Source organism: Serratia sp. KH_031, assembly GCF_057839655.1.
The window spans coordinates 2,150,564-2,169,620 of record NZ_CM174496.1 but is presented as its reverse complement, the minus strand read 5'-3'; the positions used below and the strand labels follow the sequence as shown (position 1 = coordinate 2,169,620).

Sequence of the window (19,057 nt, the reverse complement as noted above, 5' to 3'; positions counted from 1 at the left end):
TCCACTGGAACTCACGAAAGTTATTTTTGATCTAGAAAGGGATTTTCAAGAAAGCCGATCAACACAGGTTTCGCCATTTTTAATGGCCAATTGATACAGCGTAAACGCGGTGTGTTGTTCAATCAGCGTCGCCAGCTCTGGCGAATGGCTGGTGAGCCAAATTTGGCTGTAACGGCTCGCTTCGGCAATCAAACGTGCCAGAGCGGGCAACATTTGTGGATGCAAACTATTTTCCGGCTCGTTAAGGGCGATAAATTGAGGAGGACGCGGGCTTAGCAATGCCACCGCTAAGCACAGAAAACGCAGTGTTCCATCGGAAAATTCTGCCGACTCCAATGGACGAAGGAGTCCTTGCCGGCTCATCAACAGCTGAAAACGCCCATCACCACTTTCACAAGAGAAAGTACATTCCGGGAATGCCGCCTCCAGTACGGTAAACAGCAACTCACTGTCGCCAATTTCGACGATCGTTTGGAAAGCTGCCGCTAAATTCAGCCCATTGCCAGCCAACACTGGGGAGCGATACCCCACTTGCGGCAAACGCAATCCCGCGCCTTTCGAGATATCAAACTCATGGTAAAAGCGCCAATTGCGCAACGTTTCTCGGGCGCTGGAGACTTCCGGGTAAAGATGCGGCTCACCGAGTTGACCAAACAGAGATTCATTTTCATAGAGCGAAGCGGCGTGGGTCACTTTCTCGCCATTCACATCGTTAAGAAATACCGCCTGATTACGGCGATGCATCACCGAAGACGAAGGTCGACGGCGAAAACCACTCAGCCAAATTTGCTCTTCTTTCACGATCGGATCGAGAGAAAACTGGGTGGGAAACGGTAATTTATCAGGAAAGCCGACCTGTAATTGATACTCAAAACTGTCGGTTTCGACCGCCAATGTCATGCGCTGGGGAGTACGCGCATGACCACGCGCCTGCTCACCGGCCCACATCACTTTTTGTATACCGCCCTCATCGGAAAGCCAGTGCGACAACTGCCCTGCCGCCGCACCATGAATCAAATGAATGGCCTGATAAATATTGGATTTTCCGCAACCGTTAGGGCCAAAGACCACATTCAATTGCTCAAGATCGATAGAGAGTTGCCTGACAGAACGGTAGTTATCGATATAGAGGGATTTGATCACAAACGTAAACCTTAAAACGCCAGAGGAACCACTGACGTCATACTGCCATGCTTTTGTACACCACGAAACTGGAGATGATGCTCCAGCCGTGGTGTGGAGTAAAAATGTGGAGATTTGCCGAATAACCTCCGCTATTCGGTGACTGTCGACTGTGTACTTCAGTTACTTAAGTGTACCAGGCCAAATAAATAAGCTGTTACTCGCAATGGGCGAAACATTGAGTGACACACTCTGATGGCGGTCTTTTTTTGTCCATTCAGGTTGAGGGCATCGTCCCCCCCAAATTTCAATACCCACAGGTTCTTGTGACGAACGCAGATCGTTAGTCAACTCAATGGTTTTACCATTATCCAACTCGATCACTACCGTTTCACCGGCAACTTCGGTCAATGTCCCCGTGCTATCCGTGACAAAAATTTTCATACGGTGCCCTCCTTTGGACAACAATTACCCTCATGGAATATCTACCTCAATAGACAACCTCTGTTCTCAGCGACGATTACGCACCAACTGGTAACGACGGGTGAGATATTCCACCGGCACGCTCCAGATATGTACTAAACGGCAGAACGGGAACAGGATGAACAGTGTCATACCCAATATAATATGGATTTTGAACACCAATGCCACACCGTCCAGATATTGCGATGCTCCAGCATGGAAAGTGACCACTGCCTGTGCCCAATTCACCAGTTTCAGCATTTCACTACCGTCCATATGTTGGGCGGAGAATGGAATGGTCAATAAACCCAGACACACCTGCACCACCAGCAACGTCAGGATCAGGATGTCGCCAAAGCTGCTGGTCGCTCGCACACGTGGGTTGGTCAGGCGACGTTTTAGCAACATCCCCCCGCCAATCAACATCATCACACCGCAGGCACCACCAGCGATCATCGCCAGCTTCTGTTTCACATCCATCGGCAAGAACGATTCGTACATCCAGTGCGGCGTTAACATGCCGAGAAAATGCCCGGCGAAGATACCCAAAATACCGATGTGGAACAGATTAGAAGCCAAACGCATGCCTTTTTTATCCAACATCTGACTAGAGCCAGCACGCCAAGTGTATTGACCGTAGTCGTAACGCAACCAGCTACCAATCAGGAAGATGGCCCCTGCGAGATAAGGATAAATATCGAAGAAAAATTGATTCAAAAATTGCATGATTATCTTCCTTTGCTGGCCGCTGCTGACAGATCCAAATACTGCGGAGCCACCGCACCGGCAAAGCGACGTTGGTGTGCGTCTTGCTGCGCCGAAGCACAGCCTTGTTCGCCCAAACCACCCTTGGCAATAAATCGGACTTGTTCCTCTTCCCACACCGCATCCAACGCCTGTGGAGTGTCGTCGCGCGCTTCTTTAGCCACTTGCGACTCCAGAGACTGCGCTTGTACATCGGTACCCGACAGCGCTAACAACAGATCAAACAACACCGCATAGGGGCTTTGGCGTTGCTGCAAGCGCGCACCGAGTAATGCCAGAATCGGCGCAATATCCTGCAATCCACCACGGGCTTCTTCTTGGCTGCGGCTAGCCAAATACTCCAGATATAGCGGCAAAAAGTCCGGCAATTCACGGCTATCAATTTCCAACCCGGCGGCGCGATATTGCTCCATCAGATCGACCATCGCCTGACCGCGATCGCGTGATTCGCCATGCACATGTTCAAACAGTAACAGCGAGGTAGCACGACCCCGGTCGAACAACTCACAATAATCTGCTTGACGATCCAGCAACGGCTTAGCACAGAAGTCACCAATAAACTGAATCAGTTGCGCGCTATGATGCAGATCCAATTCACTGGCTGGCTCTAACGCTTCAATCAATTCATCCTGATGGTCAAACAAGGCCTGATCCGGATAATCCAACAGGCGAGCAATGATACGTAAGCTCATCATTGGGCATCCTCCGACGTTTTCTTGCTGACATCGATAGCGTCGATACGACGGCTGTTGAACAGGTTAAATTTGCTGTCGCTGCCATGACAGCCATCGCCGAAGCTAAAACCACAACCTTTGCTTTCCGGGAAGGCTTCTCGCGCCAGCTCGCGGTGGCTGGATGGGATCACGAAACGGTCTTCGTAATTGGCGATCGCCAGATAGCGATACATTTCCTGCGCCTGCGCCTCGCTCAAACCGACCTGTTCCAGCGCACTGGTATCCACCACGCCGTCGACAGTTTCTGCACGTTTGTAGTGACGCATCGCTAACATGCGTTTCAGCGCCAGCAACACCGGGGCGGTATCACCCGCAGTCAGCAAATTCGCCAGATATTGCACCGGAATTCGTAGGCTCTCTACGTCCGGCAGTACGCCGCTGTGCGCCAGTTCACCCGCATCGGCCGCGGATTGAATCGGTGACAATGGCGGCACATACCACACCATCGGCAAGGTGCGATATTCCGGGTGCAGCGGCAGCGCCAACTTCCAATCCATCGCCATTTTGTAGACCGGCGATTGCTGGGCGGCGTCGATCACGCTTTGCGGTATACCGTCGGCGAGCGCCTGCGCAATCACTGCTGGGTCGTTTGGATCGAGGAATACATCCAATTGGCTTTGATACAGATCTTTTTCGTTTTCTGTCGCCGCCGCCTGTTCGATACGGTCAGCGTCGTACAACAACACGCCGAGATAGCGGATACGCCCAACGCAGGTTTCCGAGCACACCGTTGGTTGCCCGGCTTCAATACGCGGATAACAGAAAATACACTTCTCAGATTTGCCGCTTTTCCAGTTGAAATAGATTTTCTTGTACGGGCAACCGGTCAAGCACATCCGCCAGCCACGACATTTATCCTGATCGATCAGCACAATGCCGTCTTCGCCACGTTTGTAGATGGCTCCGCTTGGGCAGGTCGCCACACACGCCGGATTCAAACAGTGTTCGCACAGGCGTGGCAGATACATCATGAAAGTGTTTTCGAACTGGCCGTACATCGCCTTTTGCATATTGTCGAAGTTCTTGTCCTGTGAGCGTTTTTCAAACTCACCGCCAAGAATTTCTTCCCAGTTCGGACCGTTTTCGATCTTCTTCATGCGCTGACCGGTGATCAGCGAACGCGGACGCGCGATCGGCTGATGCTTACCCTGTGGCGCGGTGTGCAAATGCTGGTAGTCGTAATCGAACGGTTCGTAATAGTCATCCAGCGCCGGTACATCTGGGTTGGCGAAGATCTTCGCTAGCAGACCCACACGGCTCCCCATGCGAGGTTCCAGCTTGCCGTTGATTTTACGTATCCAGCCGCCCTGCCATTTTTCCTGATCTTCCCAGGCATGCGGATAACCGACGCCCGGTTTGCTCTCGACATTATTGAACCAGGCGTATTCCATCCCTTCACGGCTGGTCCAGACGTTCTTACAGGTGACCGAACAGGTATGGCAACCGATGCATTTATCCAGATTCAGCACCATGCCGACTTGTGAACGAATTTTCATTTGGCTTTCTCCTGCTGGCTACCCTGTACGTCGTCGTTACCTTCACCATCCAACCAGTCGATACGGTTCATTTTGCGCACCACCACGAACTCATCACGGTTAGAACCGACAGTGCCGTAGTAGTTGAAGCCGTAAGACAGTTGCGCGTAACCGCCGATCATATGCGTCGGTTTCGGGCAAACGCGGGTGACAGAATTGTGAATACCGCCGCGCTGGCTGGTGATTTCAGAACCTGGAATGTTCACGATGCGTTCCTGCGCGTGGTACATCATGGTCATCCCAGCGGGAATACGTTGGCTGACCACCGCACGCGCCGTCAGCGCACCGTTGGCGTTAAACGCTTCGATCCAGTCGTTGTCCTCAATGCCCAGATCTTTGGCATCGTCTTCACTCAGCCAAACAATCGGCCCGCCGCGCGATAAGGTCAGCATCAGCAAGTTGTCGCTGTAGGTTGAGTGAATGCCCCATTTCTGGTGTGGCGTCAGGAAATTCAGCGGTTTCTCTTTGTTACCGTTCGGTTTTTTGTTCAACAACGGTTGTGCTGCACGCGTATCGATCGGCGGACGATACACCAGCAAACTTTCACCGAAGGCGCGCATCCACTCATGATCTTGATACAACTGCTGACGACCGCTCAGGGTACGCCACGGGATCAGCTCATGGACGTTGGTGTAGCAAGCGTTGTAGGAAACGTGTTCATCTTCCAAACCCGACCAAGTTGGGCTAGAGATAATTTTGCGCGGCTGCGCCTGAATATCGCGGAAGCGGATTTTTTCGTCTTCTTTGTTCAGTGCCAGATGCGCGTGTTCACGACCGGTTATTTTCTCTAGCGCCTGCCACGCTTTCACCGCCACTTGACCGTTGGTTTCTGGCGCAAGTGACAGGATCACTTCTGCTGCATCAATCGCACTTTCAATTTTCGGGCGGCCAACCGCTGGGCCATCGGCCTTGACGTAGTTAAGTTTTTTCAGGAAATCGACTTCAGTCTGCGTATTCCAACTGATGCCTTTACCGCCATTACCTAACTTATCCAGCAGCGGTCCCAACGAGGTAAAGCGTTCGTAAGTCGCCGGGTAATCACGCTCGACCACCATGATGTGCGGCGCGGTTTTTCCGGGGATCAAGTCGCACTCGCCCTTCTTCCAATCTTTCACGCCCAACGGCTGCGCCAGTTCGGCGGCAGAATCATGTTGGATTGGCAGCGTCACCACATCGGTTTCTTGCCCTAAATGGCCGACACAGACCTCGGAGAAGGTTTTAGCGATGCCTTTGTAGATCTCCCAATCGCTTTTGGAATCCCAAGCGGGATCGACCGCCGCTGACAACGGATGAATAAACGGATGCATGTCCGAGGTATTCATATCGTCTTTTTCGTACCACGTAGCGGTCGGCAACACGATATCTGAGTACAGGCAGGTGCTGGACATACGGAAGTCGAGCGTAACCACCAAGTCCAACTTGCCTTCACCGCCCTGATCCTGCCAATCCACTTCCTCAGGTTTCGCTCCGCCTTGCTGACCAAGATCCTTACCTTGAATACCATTCTCGGTGCCCAGTAAATACTTGAGCATGTACTCATGGCCTTTACCGGAAGAGCCCAACAAGTTGGAACGCCAAACGAACAGGTTACGAGGGAAGTTCTGCGGATTATCCGGTTGTTCGGCGGCAAAACTTAGACTGCCTTGCTTGAGACTATCGACGGTGAAATCAACTGGTGATTGCCCTGCGGCTTTGGCCTGCGCAGCAATATGCAGTGGGTTGGTACTCAATTGAGGTGCAGACGGCAACCAGCCCATGCGTTCGGCACGCACGTTGAGATCGATCAGACTGCCGCTAAAGCGCGATTTATCCGCCAATGGCGACAGCAGCTCTGAAGTTGCCAGCGTTTCATAACGCCACTGGCTGGAGTGATTGTAGAAGAACGAGGTGCTGTTCATCTGACGCGGTGGACGTTGCCAGTCGAGACCAAACGCCAGCGGTAACCAGCCGGTTTGCGGCCGCAGTTTTTCCTGCCCCACATAGTGCGCCCAGCCACCGCCGCTTTGCCCTACACAACCACAGAAGATCAACATGTTGATCAGGCCGCGGTAGTTCATGTCCATGTGATACCAGTGGTTCATCCCGGCACCGACGATGATCATCGAACGACCATGCGTTTTCTCGGCGTTCTCGGCAAACTCGCGGGCAATGCGAATAATATTCTGACGCGAAACACCGGTGATTTTTTCTGCCCACGCCGGTGAGTAAGCTTTGATTTCGTCGTAGTTAGCCGCACAGTTGGCATCGTTCAAACCACGATCGAGCCCGTAGTTCGCCATCGTCAGATCGTACACGCTGGTGACGAGGGCTTCACTGCCGTCGGCTAACGTCAGGCGTTTTACTGGCAGTTTGTGTAACAGGATTTCGTCCAGTTCTACGCTGTTGAAGTGCTCACTTTCGGTTCCACCGAAATAAGGGAAACCAACGTCAGCGACTTCATCATGCGCACCCAACAGGCTGAGTTGTAGCTCAACTTCCTGCTGTGATTTACCTTCACGCGCTTCCAGATTCCATTTACCCTGCTCGCCCCAGCGGTAACCGATGGAACCTAACGGCGCGACCAGTTCGCCACTACGTTGATCGATAGCGACAGTTTTCCATTCTGGGTTATTTTCTTGCCCCAATCCGTCAACCAGATCGGCTGCACGCAGCATACGCCCGGCGGCATAATGGCCACCTTCACGCGGCTCCAATAACACCAACATTGGCATGTCAGTGTAACGACGCACGTAATCACGGAAGTAACTCACCTCACGATCGAGGTGGAATTCTTTCAGCATCACATGCCCCATCGCCAACGCCATCGCGCTGTCGGTGCCCTGTTTCGGATTCAACCATTGGTCACACAGTTTGGCGACTTCGGCATAGTCCGGGGTAACGGCAACAGTTTTGGTGCCTTTATAGCGAACTTCGGTAAAGAAATGGGCGTCTGGGGTACGGGTTTGCGGGACGTTAGAGCCCCAAGCGATAATGTAAGATGAGTTGTACCAATCAGCCGATTCCGGCACATCGGTTTGTTCGCCCCAAGTCATCGGCGAAGCTGGCGGCAAATCGCAATACCAGTCGTAGAAACTCAGGCAGGTGCCACCAATCAAAGACAGATAACGCGCACCCGCGGCGTAAGACACCATCGACATTGCCGGGATCGGTGAGAAGCCGATAATGCGGTCTGGCCCGAAAGTTTTGGCGGTGTAAACGTTAGCAGCGGCGATCAGCTCGTTGACTTCTTGCCAACTGGAACGAACAAAACCACCACGTCCGCGCGCGACTTTATAACTTTTCGCTTTTTCGACATCAGAAACAATCGAGCCCCAAGCATCGACCGGATCGCTGTGCTGCGCTTTGGCCTCACGCCACAGTTTAAGCAGGCGTTTACGCATCAGCGGATATTTCAAACGGTTGGCGCTGTAAAGATACCAAGAATAGCTGGCACCGCGTGGGCAGCCACGGGGTTCATGGTTCGGCAGATCCGGACGAGTTCGCGGATAGTCGGTTTGTTGGGTTTCCCAAGTCACCAGCCCATTTTTGACGTAGATCTTCCAGCTACATGAACCGGTGCAGTTCACACCGTGGGTAGAGCGCACCACTTTGTCGTGCTGCCAGCGGCTACGGTAGCCGTCCTCCCAATCACGATTGGTATTCAGCGTTTGACCGTGCTCACCAGAGAACGGCTCGGCCAGCTGTTTGAAATAGCGGAACCGGTCTAAAAACTTGCTCATCCGGAGTTCTCCTGAAGGCTTTGTTGTTATGGAATAACGAAGGGACATTGCTCAATCTGTCGCAAGCCTACGTAGAGGTTTGGTTCGGCAAATTGATTGCGATCAAGGGAATCGGGGAGTGAAATCAGCGGGACAAGCGTGATTACCACCAAAGGATTATTGGTGGCAATTAGTTCAATTTATTGAAATTAAAAGATAAAAACAAGTGACAGCGAGAGTCTGACACCCTCTATACGGTCAGTAGATATTTGGGGGTAGATTGCTAATTTACCCCTGACGACGATGTAGACGAATCGTGAAATCTGTTTCGCAGGAAAATGCCTCGCTGCTCGCCAAGCGTTGCTGCACTTCTTCTGAAGCGCGCCAAGCAAATGGCGTCATTTGCAGCAAATTAGCCGCCTGTTCGCCCGATAAGGTCATTGGATAGGCTAATTGTTCGACCAATTCACAGTCAAATCCGTCCAGATGCTCTTCGACATCATCATGTAACTGAACCTGCTGATAAACCTGCTCTTTCAGTTGATACAGATGACGCGGCCCCGGTGACACCGTCACAACCACACCACCCGGCTTAACGACTCGTGCCAATTCTTCAGCTTTGCAAGGTGCGTAAATGCGTAAGATCGCATCTAACGACGTATCGGCAAATGGCAAACGGTGACTGGAGGCCACGCAGAACGACACCGTAGGATAGCGTTTAGCGGCATAACGAATAGCCACTTTCGCCACATCTAAACCATAGACTGTCATTTGACGTGCCTGAGCCAGTTGTGTGGCGACTTCTGCGGTGTAATAACCTTCGCCGCAACCAATATCCAACAGTGCCTGAGCGTCTTCTGGCAGCATCTCATTGAGTAAGGCCGCGACGCGTTGTTGCAACGGCCGATAATAACCGGCATCGAGAAACGCCCGCCGTGCTTGCATCATCTCCGCACTGTCGCCTGGTTGTTTGGAACGCTTATGCTGCACCGGCATCAAGTTGACGTAACCTTCTTTGGCACAATCAAACTGGTGATTGTTTTCGCAACGCCATTGCGCGGAAAAGAAATGAAGAGGCAACTGACACAACGGGCATTGGTAAGACATGAATTAAATTCCAGAGAATGACGGCGCGGGTAGTCTAAAGAAGCCCCTAGTGTGATGCAAGGCTGCTACACTAGAGCCTGTTTTTGTAGGCCAAAGAGACCAGCAATGACCGATTATTCTCCACTACTCAAAGCAATCCCAACCATCCAGCACGGCTTTGGTAGCAAAAGTGCCCTGTTGCCGGTTCATCTGCAACCGTATCGCGATACTTTGCCAGAGAAAAAACAGGTGCACGGTACGCGGATTGTCGACGTTAATCACCCCGCCCAACTCTGTGGTGAGGCCGACGGCTTCTATACCGATCAATCTGGAATTTTACTCAGCGTATTAACTGCCGATTGCCTACCCGTGATTTTCAGCCGTAACGACGGCTCAGCGATTGGTGCCGTGCATGCCGGTTGGCGCGGGTTATTAGACGGCATTCTGGAACAGATGGTTGAGCGTATCCGTCGTGAAGATGACACCACCAACTGGACGGCGTCGATTGGCCCAGCGGCTGGAGCCTGTTGTTATGAAGTTAACCCAGAACTGGTTGAACGTTTCCAACAAACATTAGCGATGCCCGCTGAACTGATCAGCCCACGCTATCGCCATTTGGATCTGGCCGCCATCGCAGAACATAAGCTCAAAGCGTTGGGGTTTTCGGCGGTCGATCACGCAGGAAGTTGCACCATTTGCACTCCCAACAGCGAGCCGCAGCAACCGTTCAACTTCAAGTACACCAGTTTTCGTCGTAACAGTCATCGCCGCGCACGAGATAGCCATCACCCTGGCATCAAAGGACGTAATCAGTACTCCGCTATTATCATTACTGGCTGAATGGCAGACACGAAAAAGCCCGCGCGAAGGCGGGCTTTTTGTACAGCTGACGCTGATTAGATAGCCATAACGTTTACGGCTGATGGGCCTTTCTGGCCGTCTTGGATTTCGAACTCAACGTTCTGGCCTTCAGCCAGGGTTTTGAAGCCGTTACCCTGAATTGCAGAGAAGTGTACGAACACGTCTTTGCTGCCGTCAGCTGGAGTGATGAAACCGAAACCTTTAGACTCGTTGAACCACTTAACTTGACCTTTGATCTTTGCCATCTTGAGTATTTCCTTTGGATTGTTTAAACCGCCCGGAGGCGTTACATAGACAAACTAGAGTCGTTACTGCTTGAGGCACTAAGATAAGGATCGGCAGAGAAGCGGTATTCAACGCTAACGTCTTTACTCAGAACTTCTTTACTGAAAATGCCACACATATACAGAACTGTACCTCGTTTTACCCAGATGCGTTATCACATACTCTGTATTCGATGGCAAGCCATTTTTAATCACTGATCGACCTGTCGCACATATTTGAAACGGTCGACCGCAATAATAGCTTAAATAGAACAAAACTTGTTGAAGCCTTGTCTATTTTCTGCTTTGTAAAGAAACCCGGTTCTACTCCGCATTTTGCCTGCGTTTTAACAAAACTTTCATCTCCATTGACTCTATCCCAAATGGCATATAAGCCCATTGAACCGCTTAGAACGTTAAATTTTTTTGAATCTTTATGGAATGAGATATGCATGTTCTGAATATCGATGAACGGGTTGTCTGATCCGACCATTGTTGCCCTCATTAGCGGCAGAAAGAGAGCGCTCCTGCGCTCTTATCACTCTTTTACCGATCGATTCACCAACGCCATTTACTGGTGCAATTTGCTATCGCATTGTGCATAATCATGCAAAAAAGCAATTAACACATCATCAATGTATAATAATAATCGGTTATATTACCAATACAGTGAATTACAAATATAATTATTATCTATAGTCGCAATAAAAATTGAATGAAATAGCTGAAATAGTCACCGTTAATCGATGAATAAATAAATATTGACTCTCTGCGGCCTGCCGAGCCCTGGCTCAGCCTTATTTTTCTTATCAGCACATCACACTCCACCAACCCACTGATTGATAGTCGATTTTTTGTATTAGCTCGTAAAAAAACCACCTACTCTGTAGGTTACAAACCTCAGAGCAAGCCCCACCCTTTACCTTACTCATTAAGGGTTAATTTTTATATCGACCCGCTCACCAATTTTAATTGGGTTAAATTGATGCTGATTAATTCCCGCAACTATTAGTGCTTGCTGTAACTGTTGTGGCGGTTCATCTAAAGATTCATCCGCCAATTCAAAAACGCCCCAATGAATCGGAATAACCTTAGGTGCATTGAATTGTTGGTATAGTTTTACCGACTGTTGCGGGTCCATATGTTGCTCCTGCATAAACCAACGTGGTGCATAGGCGCCGATCGGCAACGCCGCAACATCGAACGGCCCAAGCCGGGCATCAATATCCACCAAACGTTCGGAGTAGCCACTGTCACCGGAGAAGTAAAAACGCATCGCCGGATGATGAATCACCCAGCCACACCACAGCGAACGATTACGATCCCACAAGGTACGCATACTCCAATGACGAGCAGGCGTGGCATGGAAGGTCATGTCCCCCAACGTGATGCTGTCCCACCAATCCAACTCTTCTACCCGCAAGCGAGCATAACGCCGGAACCAGCGCTTCAAACCGAGCGGCACAATAAAAGTCGCCTGCGGGAAGCGGTTAGCGAGTTGACGAACCGTTCGCCGATCGAGATGATCATAATGGTTGTGGGAAATCAGCACCACATCGACAGCGGGTAGCTGTTGTACCGTCAATGGTGGCGGGGTTTTACGTTCTGGGCCATAGAAGCTCAGCGGTGAGGCGCGTGATGACAAGGCAGGATCGATTAACACATAGCGTCCACTAAGACGTAACAGCATCGCAGCGTGCCCCAGCCACCATACCGAATCCTGAGTCCCGCTCAGATCGGCTGGCTGCCACCAACGTTGGATAAAATGCTGATACCCCTGCTGCGGTGGTTTCGGTAATCCTTGTTGCTTACGTTCTTCCTGCCAACGCTTCAAATCCCCTTCATGCCGCGAAGAAGATTCCAGATTACGAAATCCATGCGGGGTGTGGTGCGCTTTACTGGCATCGTAATAACGATTGGTTATCTTCATCCCAAACTCACTCTAACAACATCACAACATTGATTAAATATAACAGGATAACTATCACAAAATAGACCGAACAGTGCGTTATTGACTGACCTTTCCTGGCATTCTGCTGTCTGATTGCCGACGAGGTTGCCAAGGCCAATAAGAGCCCGTTAAGCATCTCTTAAGAAGTGTGTGTTTTACTTACCAGGAACATTCAGGAAAGGAGAAGTTATGAGCCGTTCGACATCACGCAAATCGCGCGTCCGTGTTGGCCGTATTCGTAGTGCGTTGAAGGCACAGATGCAATATTGGCGCATGAGTATGATGATGAAGCTGCGCCGCGTCCGTGTACCGACGCCATTGGTGTTACTGACCGGTGCGATGGTCAGCTTTTTGATACTGACACTGTTAGTGACCAGCGTCGTATTGATTGATGTGTTCAGTACTCTATTCCGTGTCTGTCGTAAATTACTCGGATTAGGCCGCAGCTACCCCAATAATGCCTTTATGCCCCGCACCTAAAAGCAAAACGGAGGCGCATCACACGCCTCCGTCAAATCTTATCTTACTCGCTGCGCCTTGGCGGTTTCGCCTTTACGCCGCGTCAACCTAAAGCCCACCCACAACAACAAAATCCACACTGGCATCAACAGCACCGAAATACGAATCCCCGGCGTGAAATACATAATCACCAGAATCAAACTGAGGAATACCAGGCACAGGTAGTTACCATACGGATACCACAATGCCTTGAAACTCGGGATCACACCCTGCCGATTTTTAGCCGCACGGAACTTCAGATGCGCCAAACAAATCATCACCCAGTTAATCACCAAGGTGGAGACCACCAGCGCCATCAATAGCTCGAAGGCTTTCCCCGGCATCACATAGTTGATCAATACGCCCATAGAGGTCGCCAATGCTGAAAGTGCGATCGACAGCACCGGCACACCGCGTTTATTCACTTTGGTCAACACCTTCGGCGCATTACCCTGCGTTGCCAAACCGAATAACATCCGGCTGTTGCAATACACGCCGCTGTTATAGACCGACAGCGCCGCCGTTAGCACCACCACGTTGAGGATCGTAGCCACCAGATTGCTATTCAGCGCATGGAAAATCATGACAAACGGACTGCCGCCTTCGACCACTTTGCCCCACGGGTAAAGCGACAGCAGCACCGTCAGAGAACCGATATAAAAAATCAAAATACGGTACACCACCTGATTAGTGGCTTTTGGAATGCTGCGACGTGGATCGGCGGCTTCGGCGGCGGTAATCCCCACCATTTCTAACCCACCGAACGAGAACATGATCACCGCCATCGCCATCACTAACCCTTCGAAGCCGTTTGGCATAAAGCCGCCCTGCTGCCACAAGTTAGTAATGCTGGCTTCTGGACCACCGCTGCCGCTAGCCAGCAGGTAAGCGCCGAAACCAATCATACCGACGATCGCCGCGACTTTGATGATGGCGAACCAGAATTCGGTTTCCCCATACAAGCGCACGTTCACTAAATTGATCAAGTTAATCAGGACGAAGAACACCGCCGCCGAAGCCCAGGTCGGGATCTCCGGCCACCAGTATTGGATGTAGATCCCAACGGCTGTCAATTCGGCCATGCCCACCAAGATGAACATCGCCCAGTAATTCCAACCGGATAGGAAGCCAGCAAAATCACCCCAATATTTATAGGCAAAATGGCTGAACGAGCCGGCGACCGGCTCTTCGACCACCATTTCGCCTAATTGACGCATGATCAAAAAAGCAATAAAACCGCCGATGGCGTAGCCCAACAGGACTGATGGCCCAGCCATTTTGATGGTCTGCGCGATCCCGAGGAATAAACCTGTCCCGATGGCGCCACCCAAGGCAATAAGTTGTATGTGTCTGTTTTGTAAGCCGCGTTTTAGCGGGGTATCCTGTTGCTGACCGCCCATCTTATCCTCATTGAATGAATACCTCGTCGCTGGTGCGCAAGATTTCACCCCTCAATAAATGACTCTGCGGGCGGCTTTTTAACACTTAACCCCTCGGGCATCAAGGATTAGCACCTCGCGAAATCGCGCCGAGGTGCTATTTTTCGACAGAAAAGCTCAGAAGTGCAGCGCGTTCAATTGGGCATTCCGCATAACTTGGTCAGATTACGCGCGCCAATCATCAAGGTCGCCACGTAAGAGTGACGACGGGTGATGACTTCTACCGCCACGCGGTCATTTTTGACGCGCGCCAATCATCAAGGTCGCCACGTAAGAGTGACGACGGGTGATGACTTCTACCGCCACGCGGTCATTTTTGTATTCGATGAGGTAGGTAGAAGGCCAGCCTTGACGCCGCTGACCAAAACTTTTGGCATGATGGTCGATCGCCGCATGGGCAACCACCAGATGGGACAAATGGGTATCACCTTTAATAATGCGCTTCATAAACTCGCTCCACCAACGACAATTCCATTGCCAAAAATAGGGAAACACGCATGAAATAGAATAGTTCTAACGCAGCACTTCCGCAGGCTGTTGGCTCATCAAAAAGCAAATCATTGCCGCGCGCAGCGGGCTACCGCTATCCGCCAACCATACGCCGTTTGAGGTGATCATTTGCGCCTGCCATTGGGGTTGTTCACTTTGGTTATCGACATTCAGGCTGATTTTGTTAGCACAGATAATGGGCCAAGCATCGGAGGGATTATTGCAGTAATTCTTACCTTTCACACCGCCATAAGGATACCATTTATCTGGATTCTCTCCGGTGATCAGCGCAATGCTGCGGTTAACTTCGGCGTCGCTTTCTTCGTACCATTTAATCATCAGTTTTATCCATCTATCACTCAGTTCGGCGCTACATTACAACGCTGATAAGACAGATTTATGACAAGCGATGAGGTTCTTGAGGGGAATGGTGAGAAGGCAATCCGGTTAAAACTGAAACTGAGATAACCGACGTGTCCTGAACCTTCTCACCAAGTAGGAGGCTTAACGCTCTGGGATAAAGTTTTTGAAGTCCAGCGATGGGTTGACTTCATCATCCACTGAGCCCGCATTTTGTTGCGCCAGACTTTTCAATAATGCCGTCTGTTGACGCTGCTGCTCAGCAATCTCTTGCAGCAAGCGGATCTGTTCATTGGCTCGCACGCTGGCACGGTTGACCAGAAACCATGCCCACAACCCGACAACCAATACCAACATGGCCACAAGCAACGAAACCAAGCCGGATGTGCCAAAACCAAAATCAAACATGAACTACCCTATCTACTACATTAAGCCGAACTACTATATTACGGCGGCTGACCACTTTTTGTCACCAAGGAATAACACGGGTCACTTCACAGACCCCAAGCACGAATCTACCCCCATCGTCACAATAGCTATCTAGCGCCAACAGATTCAGGCACAGAAAGACGACCAGTATCGCTATAAGTACGATAAATTTTTTTCGCGACAAAATTAGCAGCCTTATTATTTGCTGAATAATCTGTCGTAAATGTTAGCACAGCCAACTTAAACGAAATTTAACTACTGTTTAGGTTATTGTTATGGGCACACTTTCAGATTGTTACCGTTGCATCTGTACGCGGCTCGTGGCTAGATTGTAACAATGTGAATAGTAAGGAGTCATGATGGGTAAGTTGATCAAACTGGTAGTGGTGCTGGCGATACTTTACGGTGCGTTTTTGTTCTCGGGTTACGGGGTTTTGGTCGGGAGTAATAAGAATGTCGGCGGATTAGGCTTACAGTGCCAATACTTGACGGCACGCAACGTCACGAATGCGCAATATGTGAATGGTGATAATGGGTTGATTGGTGTGACTGATTGTCCACTGTTCAAAAAAATCGACAAAGTCGTAGACTAATCCTCTGATAGAAGCCACCGCCGCTACGGTGGCTTACCTCTTCACTAATCGCGGTTAAACTTCATCTCGATCAGCGCAATCGCTTTTTCAATGGCCCGTTTGGTGACCGGATCAGCACCGGCTGGATGGGTGGTGAAATCGATAGTTTTCAGTTGATTCGCCATTTTATCTCGCACTTCAGTCGGCGCGATCACATCAATAACATCCAGAATTTGTTTGATCACCAGTTGGCAGGCGACCAGATCGGAAACCAGTTCCTGATCGTTACTCAGTATATTGGACACGGTTATTTTCCCCCTTGATTCAGACGGCGCACAGGATAGCACGCGAGGTTGAATTTGCGCATTCCCCGTCAAGAAGACTCATTCATCTGGCCTATACTGGAAGCAAGACCAAACACCAATCCAAACTGATACAGGAGAACGATGATGGCAAACCACAACGTAAAATCGTTTGCAACCGTGCGTGAAACTTCGGTTGAAATCGCCGAAGCGATCTTTGAATTGGCTAAAGGCGATGAAACACTCGCACAAAAAATTTGGGATGAATGTAACGATGAAGTGTTAACCCTAGCGTTCTCTAAAACTGATGCTAAGCAACTGTACTGGGGCAAGCAAACCATCGAACGGAAAAATGTCTAGTTTAAGAACAGAAAGCCGGAGTTCCATGCCCTCGTACCGATCGCTTAAAAGTACTTGAAACCCTTCTACAGGGTTATTTCTGCCTGATCTCAATAAATAGTCATGGGGCATCACTGCCCCATCACCAGCATCATTGAAGCTGTTCATCCTCTTTACGACGTAATTTCAGCGACACTAGGAACGCAAAGATACACATGCCAGAAACATACCAGAAGAAGGTATTCTCCATACCCCAGGATTTGAACGACAACGCCACGAACTCTGCCGTACCACCAAACATCGCGTTACCCAACGCATAAGACAACCCGACACCTAACGCTCGCACTTCTGGCGGGAACATCTCCGCCTTCAAAATGCCGCCAATCGAGGTATAGAAACTGACAATCACCAGCGCCAGCATCAACAAGGCAAAGGCCACATACGGATCTTGGTTGTTTTGCAGTAAAGATAAAATAGGAATGGTGCAGATGGCAGCCAGAGACGAGAAAATCAGCATCGACGTACGACGGCCAATCCTATCCGACAACGCACCCACTACGGGTTGCAGCAGCATAAATACGAACAGCGCCGCCGTCATAATAAAGCTAACCTGTTTGGCATCCAGCCCCGCGGTGTTGACCAAGTATTTTTGCATGTAGGTGGTGAAGGTATAAAAACACAGCGAACCGCCTGCCGTGAACCCCACCACCATCAGGAATGCCCCTCGATGCTTCCACAAGCCTCGCAGGCTGCCCGCATCTTTGTGTCCTCGTGTTTCACTGCTAGAACTTTCATGCATGGAACGACGCAGATACAGCGCGACGATAGCCAATGCCGCACCAATACCAAAAGGAATACGCCAGCCCCAAGCTTTTAACTCTGCTACCGAGAGAAAATGCTGCAAGACAACCAGCACCAACAGCGCCAATAACTGGCCGCCAATTAAGGTGACGTATTGGAATGAAGAATAGAATCCCTTTTTCCCTTTAACCGCGACTTCGCTCATATAGGTCGCGGTTGTGCCGTACTCTCCGCCAACGGATAACCCTTGGAACATTCGCGCTAATAACAGTAGCGCCGGTGCCCAATTGCCGATACTGGCGAATGTCGGTAAACAGGCAATCATCAGTGATCCGGCGCACATCATATACACCGATAACAGCATCGATTTACGACGCCCTAATCTATCGGCAATACGCCCAAACATCCAACCGCCAATCGGCCGCATAAAGAAACCGATGGCGAAGATCCCTGTTGTTTGCAGTAATTGTGTGGTGGTATTCCCCTGCGGGAAAAACGATGCCGCAAAGTAGATAGAGCAGAATGAGTAGACATAAAAGTCGAACCATTCCACCAGATTCCCTGAGGATGCACCTACAATGGCGAAAATACGCTGGCGTTTGTCCTGTTTTACCAACGATTCATCCGCGATGTTACTCACTCCATTATCTATTGTGGTATCTGCCATAATTATCCACTCTCTTATTTTATTGGGCATATCGCCCTGTTGTATTTGTTTGCAGGTTTCAGATTGATAAAACTACCCCATAGAAATGGGAGCACTTAGACTTCCACTGTCACATCCAAAGTAGTGCTTGTTGAGTCTTGCAGAGTGATTTTTAACCGTCAAGATTCTGAAACGGTATAAACACAATCAGTAACACTTCAACGCTAATATAACCAAATCTTGGTAAGCTACACATCAGAACGGTCTTAGGTTATGATCTAGCGAATCGATAGGTATTGGGTTATAAAAGATGACCAATAAGTTATGTGTGAAAAAGGTGGGGCTGAGTGCTTAAAATTTTCGCTAAATATACCTCTGTCGGTGTCATCAACACGGCAATTCATTGGGTTATTTTTTATTGTATGATTAGCACTCTGAATTCAACACAAAGCACGGCTAATCTCGTCGGTTTCTGTGCTGCCGTCACCTTTTCCTTTTTCGCTAATGCACGCTGGACGTTTAAATCTGCGGCAACAACACCAAAATACGTCATGTATGTCTTGTTTATGGGGTTTATGGCCGCATTCGTGGGTTGGATTGCAGATAAAATGAGTATTAATCCATTAGTGACATTAGTGCTATTTTCCTTTATCAGCCTCATATGTGGCTTTATTTACTCTAAGTTTATTGTTTTCAAGGGGTGAT

Annotated in this window: 23 protein-coding genes; 5 read left to right on the top strand and 18 right to left on the bottom strand. The window is 50.0% G+C overall.

Annotated elements, in window-relative coordinates; genetic code table 11:
• Window positions 1-45: 45 nt before the first annotated feature.
• The 7 genes from AC3ISQ_RS09715 to rlmA all read right to left on the bottom strand — a co-directional run bounded on the left by AC3ISQ_RS09715 (window position 46) and on the right by rlmA (window position 9,423).
• On the bottom strand, window positions 46-1,143 hold the full coding sequence (locus AC3ISQ_RS09715; RefSeq protein WP_489352698.1) for an AAA family ATPase: 1,098 nt from the start codon (window positions 1,141-1,143) through the stop codon (window positions 46-48).
• Between the two features lie 162 nt (window positions 1,144-1,305).
• On the bottom strand, window positions 1,306-1,566 hold the full coding sequence (locus tag AC3ISQ_RS09710; protein WP_489352696.1) for a hypothetical protein: 261 nt from the start codon (window positions 1,564-1,566) through the stop codon (window positions 1,306-1,308).
• 66 nt (window positions 1,567-1,632) lie between these two features.
• Window positions 1,633-2,310, bottom strand: a complete 678-nt coding sequence (gene narI, locus AC3ISQ_RS09705; protein WP_489352694.1) for a respiratory nitrate reductase subunit gamma — start codon at window positions 2,308-2,310, stop codon at window positions 1,633-1,635.
• A 2-nt stretch (window positions 2,311-2,312) separates the two neighbouring features.
• Window positions 2,313-3,044: a nitrate reductase molybdenum cofactor assembly chaperone gene (gene narJ / locus AC3ISQ_RS09700; RefSeq protein ID WP_489352692.1), complete on the bottom strand. Its 732-nt coding sequence runs from the start codon at window positions 3,042-3,044 to the stop codon at window positions 2,313-2,315.
• The gene (gene narH / locus AC3ISQ_RS09695; protein ID WP_489352690.1) at window positions 3,041-4,579 is read right to left on the bottom strand and encodes a nitrate reductase subunit beta; all 1,539 of its coding nucleotides are present in this window, start codon (window positions 4,577-4,579) and stop codon (window positions 3,041-3,043) included. The genes narJ and narH overlap by 4 nt, the downstream gene beginning before the upstream one ends.
• A complete protein-coding gene (locus tag AC3ISQ_RS09690; protein WP_489352689.1) occupies window positions 4,576-8,337 on the bottom strand; it encodes a nitrate reductase subunit alpha in 3,762 nt (1,253 codons plus the stop codon). Before AC3ISQ_RS09690 ends, narH begins: the two co-directional genes overlap by 4 nt.
• 267 nt (window positions 8,338-8,604) lie before the next feature.
• A complete protein-coding gene (gene rlmA, locus AC3ISQ_RS09685) occupies window positions 8,605-9,423 on the bottom strand; it encodes a 23S rRNA (guanine(745)-N(1))-methyltransferase (RefSeq protein ID WP_489352687.1) in 819 nt (272 codons plus the stop codon).
• Window positions 9,424-9,528: 105 nt separating this feature from the next.
• Between rlmA and AC3ISQ_RS09680 the strand changes: the two genes are divergently transcribed.
• A complete protein-coding gene (locus AC3ISQ_RS09680) occupies window positions 9,529-10,242 on the top strand; it encodes a purine nucleoside phosphorylase YfiH/LACC1 family protein (protein WP_489352685.1) in 714 nt (237 codons plus the stop codon).
• Between the two features lie 56 nt (window positions 10,243-10,298).
• On the opposite strand, the gene cspE is transcribed toward AC3ISQ_RS09680, so the two are convergent.
• The 3 genes from cspE to AC3ISQ_RS09665 all read right to left on the bottom strand — a co-directional run bounded on the left by cspE (window position 10,299) and on the right by AC3ISQ_RS09665 (window position 12,456).
• The gene (cspE, locus tag AC3ISQ_RS09675; protein WP_140472021.1) at window positions 10,299-10,508 is read right to left on the bottom strand and encodes a transcription antiterminator/RNA stability regulator CspE; all 210 of its coding nucleotides are present in this window, start codon (window positions 10,506-10,508) and stop codon (window positions 10,299-10,301) included.
• Window positions 10,509-10,549: 41 nt separating this feature from the next.
• Window positions 10,550-10,666, bottom strand: coding sequence for a DUF2627 domain-containing protein (locus AC3ISQ_RS09670; protein WP_002211058.1), 117 nt, complete (start codon window positions 10,664-10,666; stop codon window positions 10,550-10,552).
• A gap of 791 nt (window positions 10,667-11,457) precedes the next feature.
• Entirely contained in the window at window positions 11,458-12,456 is a 999-nt protein-coding gene (locus AC3ISQ_RS09665; RefSeq protein WP_489352683.1) for an MBL fold metallo-hydrolase, read from the bottom strand.
• Between the two features lie 210 nt (window positions 12,457-12,666).
• Between AC3ISQ_RS09665 and AC3ISQ_RS09660 the strand changes: the two genes are divergently transcribed.
• The gene (locus AC3ISQ_RS09660; protein ID WP_489352681.1) at window positions 12,667-12,957 is read left to right on the top strand and encodes a hypothetical protein; all 291 of its coding nucleotides are present in this window, start codon (window positions 12,667-12,669) and stop codon (window positions 12,955-12,957) included.
• Window positions 12,958-12,995: 38 nt separating this feature from the next.
• Here AC3ISQ_RS09660 and AC3ISQ_RS09655 read toward each other — a convergent pair whose 3' ends face one another.
• The 6 genes from AC3ISQ_RS09655 to mgrB all read right to left on the bottom strand — a co-directional run bounded on the left by AC3ISQ_RS09655 (window position 12,996) and on the right by mgrB (window position 15,849).
• Entirely contained in the window at window positions 12,996-14,375 is a 1,380-nt protein-coding gene (locus AC3ISQ_RS09655) for an amino acid permease (protein ID WP_489352680.1), read from the bottom strand.
• A 173-nt stretch (window positions 14,376-14,548) separates the two neighbouring features.
• Window positions 14,549-14,668 (bottom strand): DUF4060 family protein, encoded by a 120-nt coding sequence (locus tag AC3ISQ_RS09650; RefSeq protein ID WP_489352678.1) that lies wholly within the window; start codon window positions 14,666-14,668, stop codon window positions 14,549-14,551.
• Complete coding sequence (locus AC3ISQ_RS09645) at window positions 14,649-14,861, bottom strand: DUF4060 family protein (RefSeq protein ID WP_489352677.1); 213 nt, start codon at window positions 14,859-14,861, stop codon at window positions 14,649-14,651. The genes AC3ISQ_RS09650 and AC3ISQ_RS09645 overlap by 20 nt, the downstream gene beginning before the upstream one ends.
• 66 nt (window positions 14,862-14,927) lie before the next feature.
• Complete coding sequence (locus AC3ISQ_RS09640) at window positions 14,928-15,242, bottom strand: phage protein NinX family protein (protein ID WP_489352675.1); 315 nt, start codon at window positions 15,240-15,242, stop codon at window positions 14,928-14,930.
• 165 nt (window positions 15,243-15,407) lie between these two features.
• Window positions 15,408-15,671 (bottom strand): YebO family protein, encoded by a 264-nt coding sequence (locus tag AC3ISQ_RS09635; RefSeq protein WP_489352673.1) that lies wholly within the window; start codon window positions 15,669-15,671, stop codon window positions 15,408-15,410.
• Window positions 15,672-15,732: 61 nt separating this feature from the next.
• Window positions 15,733-15,849 carry a PhoP/PhoQ regulatory lipoprotein MgrB gene (mgrB, locus tag AC3ISQ_RS09630; RefSeq protein WP_489353207.1) on the bottom strand — a complete coding sequence of 39 codons (117 nt, stop codon included), beginning with the start codon at window positions 15,847-15,849 and terminating at the stop codon, window positions 15,733-15,735.
• Window positions 15,850-16,051: 202 nt separating this feature from the next.
• Here mgrB and AC3ISQ_RS09625 point away from each other — a divergent pair, with 202 nt between their 5' ends.
• A complete protein-coding gene (locus AC3ISQ_RS09625; protein WP_489353205.1) occupies window positions 16,052-16,285 on the top strand; it encodes a YobH family protein in 234 nt (77 codons plus the stop codon).
• Window positions 16,286-16,329: 44 nt separating this feature from the next.
• Here the strand turns inward: AC3ISQ_RS09625 and AC3ISQ_RS09620 are convergent, their stop codons facing one another.
• Window positions 16,330-16,569 (bottom strand): DUF2766 family protein, encoded by a 240-nt coding sequence (locus AC3ISQ_RS09620; protein WP_489352671.1) that lies wholly within the window; start codon window positions 16,567-16,569, stop codon window positions 16,330-16,332.
• Window positions 16,570-16,713: 144 nt separating this feature from the next.
• Between AC3ISQ_RS09620 and AC3ISQ_RS09615 the strand changes: the two genes are divergently transcribed.
• On the top strand, window positions 16,714-16,926 hold the full coding sequence (locus AC3ISQ_RS09615) for a YccJ family protein (RefSeq protein WP_489353203.1): 213 nt from the start codon (window positions 16,714-16,716) through the stop codon (window positions 16,924-16,926).
• A 130-nt stretch (window positions 16,927-17,056) separates the two neighbouring features.
• Here the strand turns inward: AC3ISQ_RS09615 and AC3ISQ_RS09610 are convergent, their stop codons facing one another.
• Window positions 17,057-18,373 carry an MFS family transporter gene (locus AC3ISQ_RS09610; RefSeq protein ID WP_489352669.1) on the bottom strand — a complete coding sequence of 439 codons (1,317 nt, stop codon included), beginning with the start codon at window positions 18,371-18,373 and terminating at the stop codon, window positions 17,057-17,059.
• 326 nt (window positions 18,374-18,699) lie between these two features.
• Here AC3ISQ_RS09610 and AC3ISQ_RS09605 point away from each other — a divergent pair, with 326 nt between their 5' ends.
• Complete coding sequence (locus AC3ISQ_RS09605; protein WP_489352668.1) at window positions 18,700-19,056, top strand: GtrA family protein; 357 nt, start codon at window positions 18,700-18,702, stop codon at window positions 19,054-19,056.
• The last annotated feature ends 1 nt before the right edge of the window (window position 19,057 follow it).

Excerpts from the sequence above, each read along its gene's own strand:
- AC3ISQ_RS09710 (WP_489352696.1), bottom strand. The coding sequence starts at position 1,566 with ATGAAAATTTTTGTCACGGATAGCACGGGGACATTGACCGAAGTTGCC.
- narI (WP_489352694.1), bottom strand. The coding sequence starts at position 2,310 with ATGCAATTTTTGAATCAATTTTTCTTCGATATTTATCCTTATCTCGCA.
- narJ (WP_489352692.1), bottom strand. The coding sequence starts at position 3,044 with ATGATGAGCTTACGTATCATTGCTCGCCTGTTGGATTATCCGGATCAG.
- narH (WP_489352690.1), bottom strand. The coding sequence starts at position 4,579 with ATGAAAATTCGTTCACAAGTCGGCATGGTGCTGAATCTGGATAAATGC.
- AC3ISQ_RS09690 (WP_489352689.1), bottom strand. The coding sequence starts at position 8,337 with ATGAGCAAGTTTTTAGACCGGTTCCGCTATTTCAAACAGCTGGCCGAG.
- rlmA (WP_489352687.1), bottom strand. The coding sequence starts at position 9,423 with ATGTCTTACCAATGCCCGTTGTGTCAGTTGCCTCTTCATTTCTTTTCC.
- AC3ISQ_RS09680 (WP_489352685.1), top strand. The coding sequence starts at position 9,529 with ATGACCGATTATTCTCCACTACTCAAAGCAATCCCAACCATCCAGCAC.
- cspE (WP_140472021.1), bottom strand. The coding sequence starts at position 10,508 with ATGGCAAAGATCAAAGGTCAAGTTAAGTGGTTCAACGAGTCTAAAGGT.
- AC3ISQ_RS09670 (WP_002211058.1), bottom strand. The coding sequence starts at position 10,666 with ATGTGTGGCATTTTCAGTAAAGAAGTTCTGAGTAAAGACGTTAGCGTT.
- AC3ISQ_RS09665 (WP_489352683.1), bottom strand. The coding sequence starts at position 12,456 with ATGAAGATAACCAATCGTTATTACGATGCCAGTAAAGCGCACCACACC.
- AC3ISQ_RS09660 (WP_489352681.1), top strand. The coding sequence starts at position 12,667 with ATGAGCCGTTCGACATCACGCAAATCGCGCGTCCGTGTTGGCCGTATT.
- AC3ISQ_RS09655 (WP_489352680.1), bottom strand. The coding sequence starts at position 14,375 with ATGGGCGGTCAGCAACAGGATACCCCGCTAAAACGCGGCTTACAAAAC.
- AC3ISQ_RS09645 (WP_489352677.1), bottom strand. The coding sequence starts at position 14,861 with ATGAAGCGCATTATTAAAGGTGATACCCATTTGTCCCATCTGGTGGTT.
- AC3ISQ_RS09640 (WP_489352675.1), bottom strand. The coding sequence starts at position 15,242 with ATGATTAAATGGTACGAAGAAAGCGACGCCGAAGTTAACCGCAGCATT.
- AC3ISQ_RS09635 (WP_489352673.1), bottom strand. The coding sequence starts at position 15,671 with ATGTTTGATTTTGGTTTTGGCACATCCGGCTTGGTTTCGTTGCTTGTG.
- AC3ISQ_RS09625 (WP_489353205.1), top strand. The coding sequence starts at position 16,052 with ATGGGTAAGTTGATCAAACTGGTAGTGGTGCTGGCGATACTTTACGGT.
- AC3ISQ_RS09615 (WP_489353203.1), top strand. The coding sequence starts at position 16,714 with ATGGCAAACCACAACGTAAAATCGTTTGCAACCGTGCGTGAAACTTCG.
- AC3ISQ_RS09610 (WP_489352669.1), bottom strand. The coding sequence starts at position 18,373 with ATGGCAGATACCACAATAGATAATGGAGTGAGTAACATCGCGGATGAA.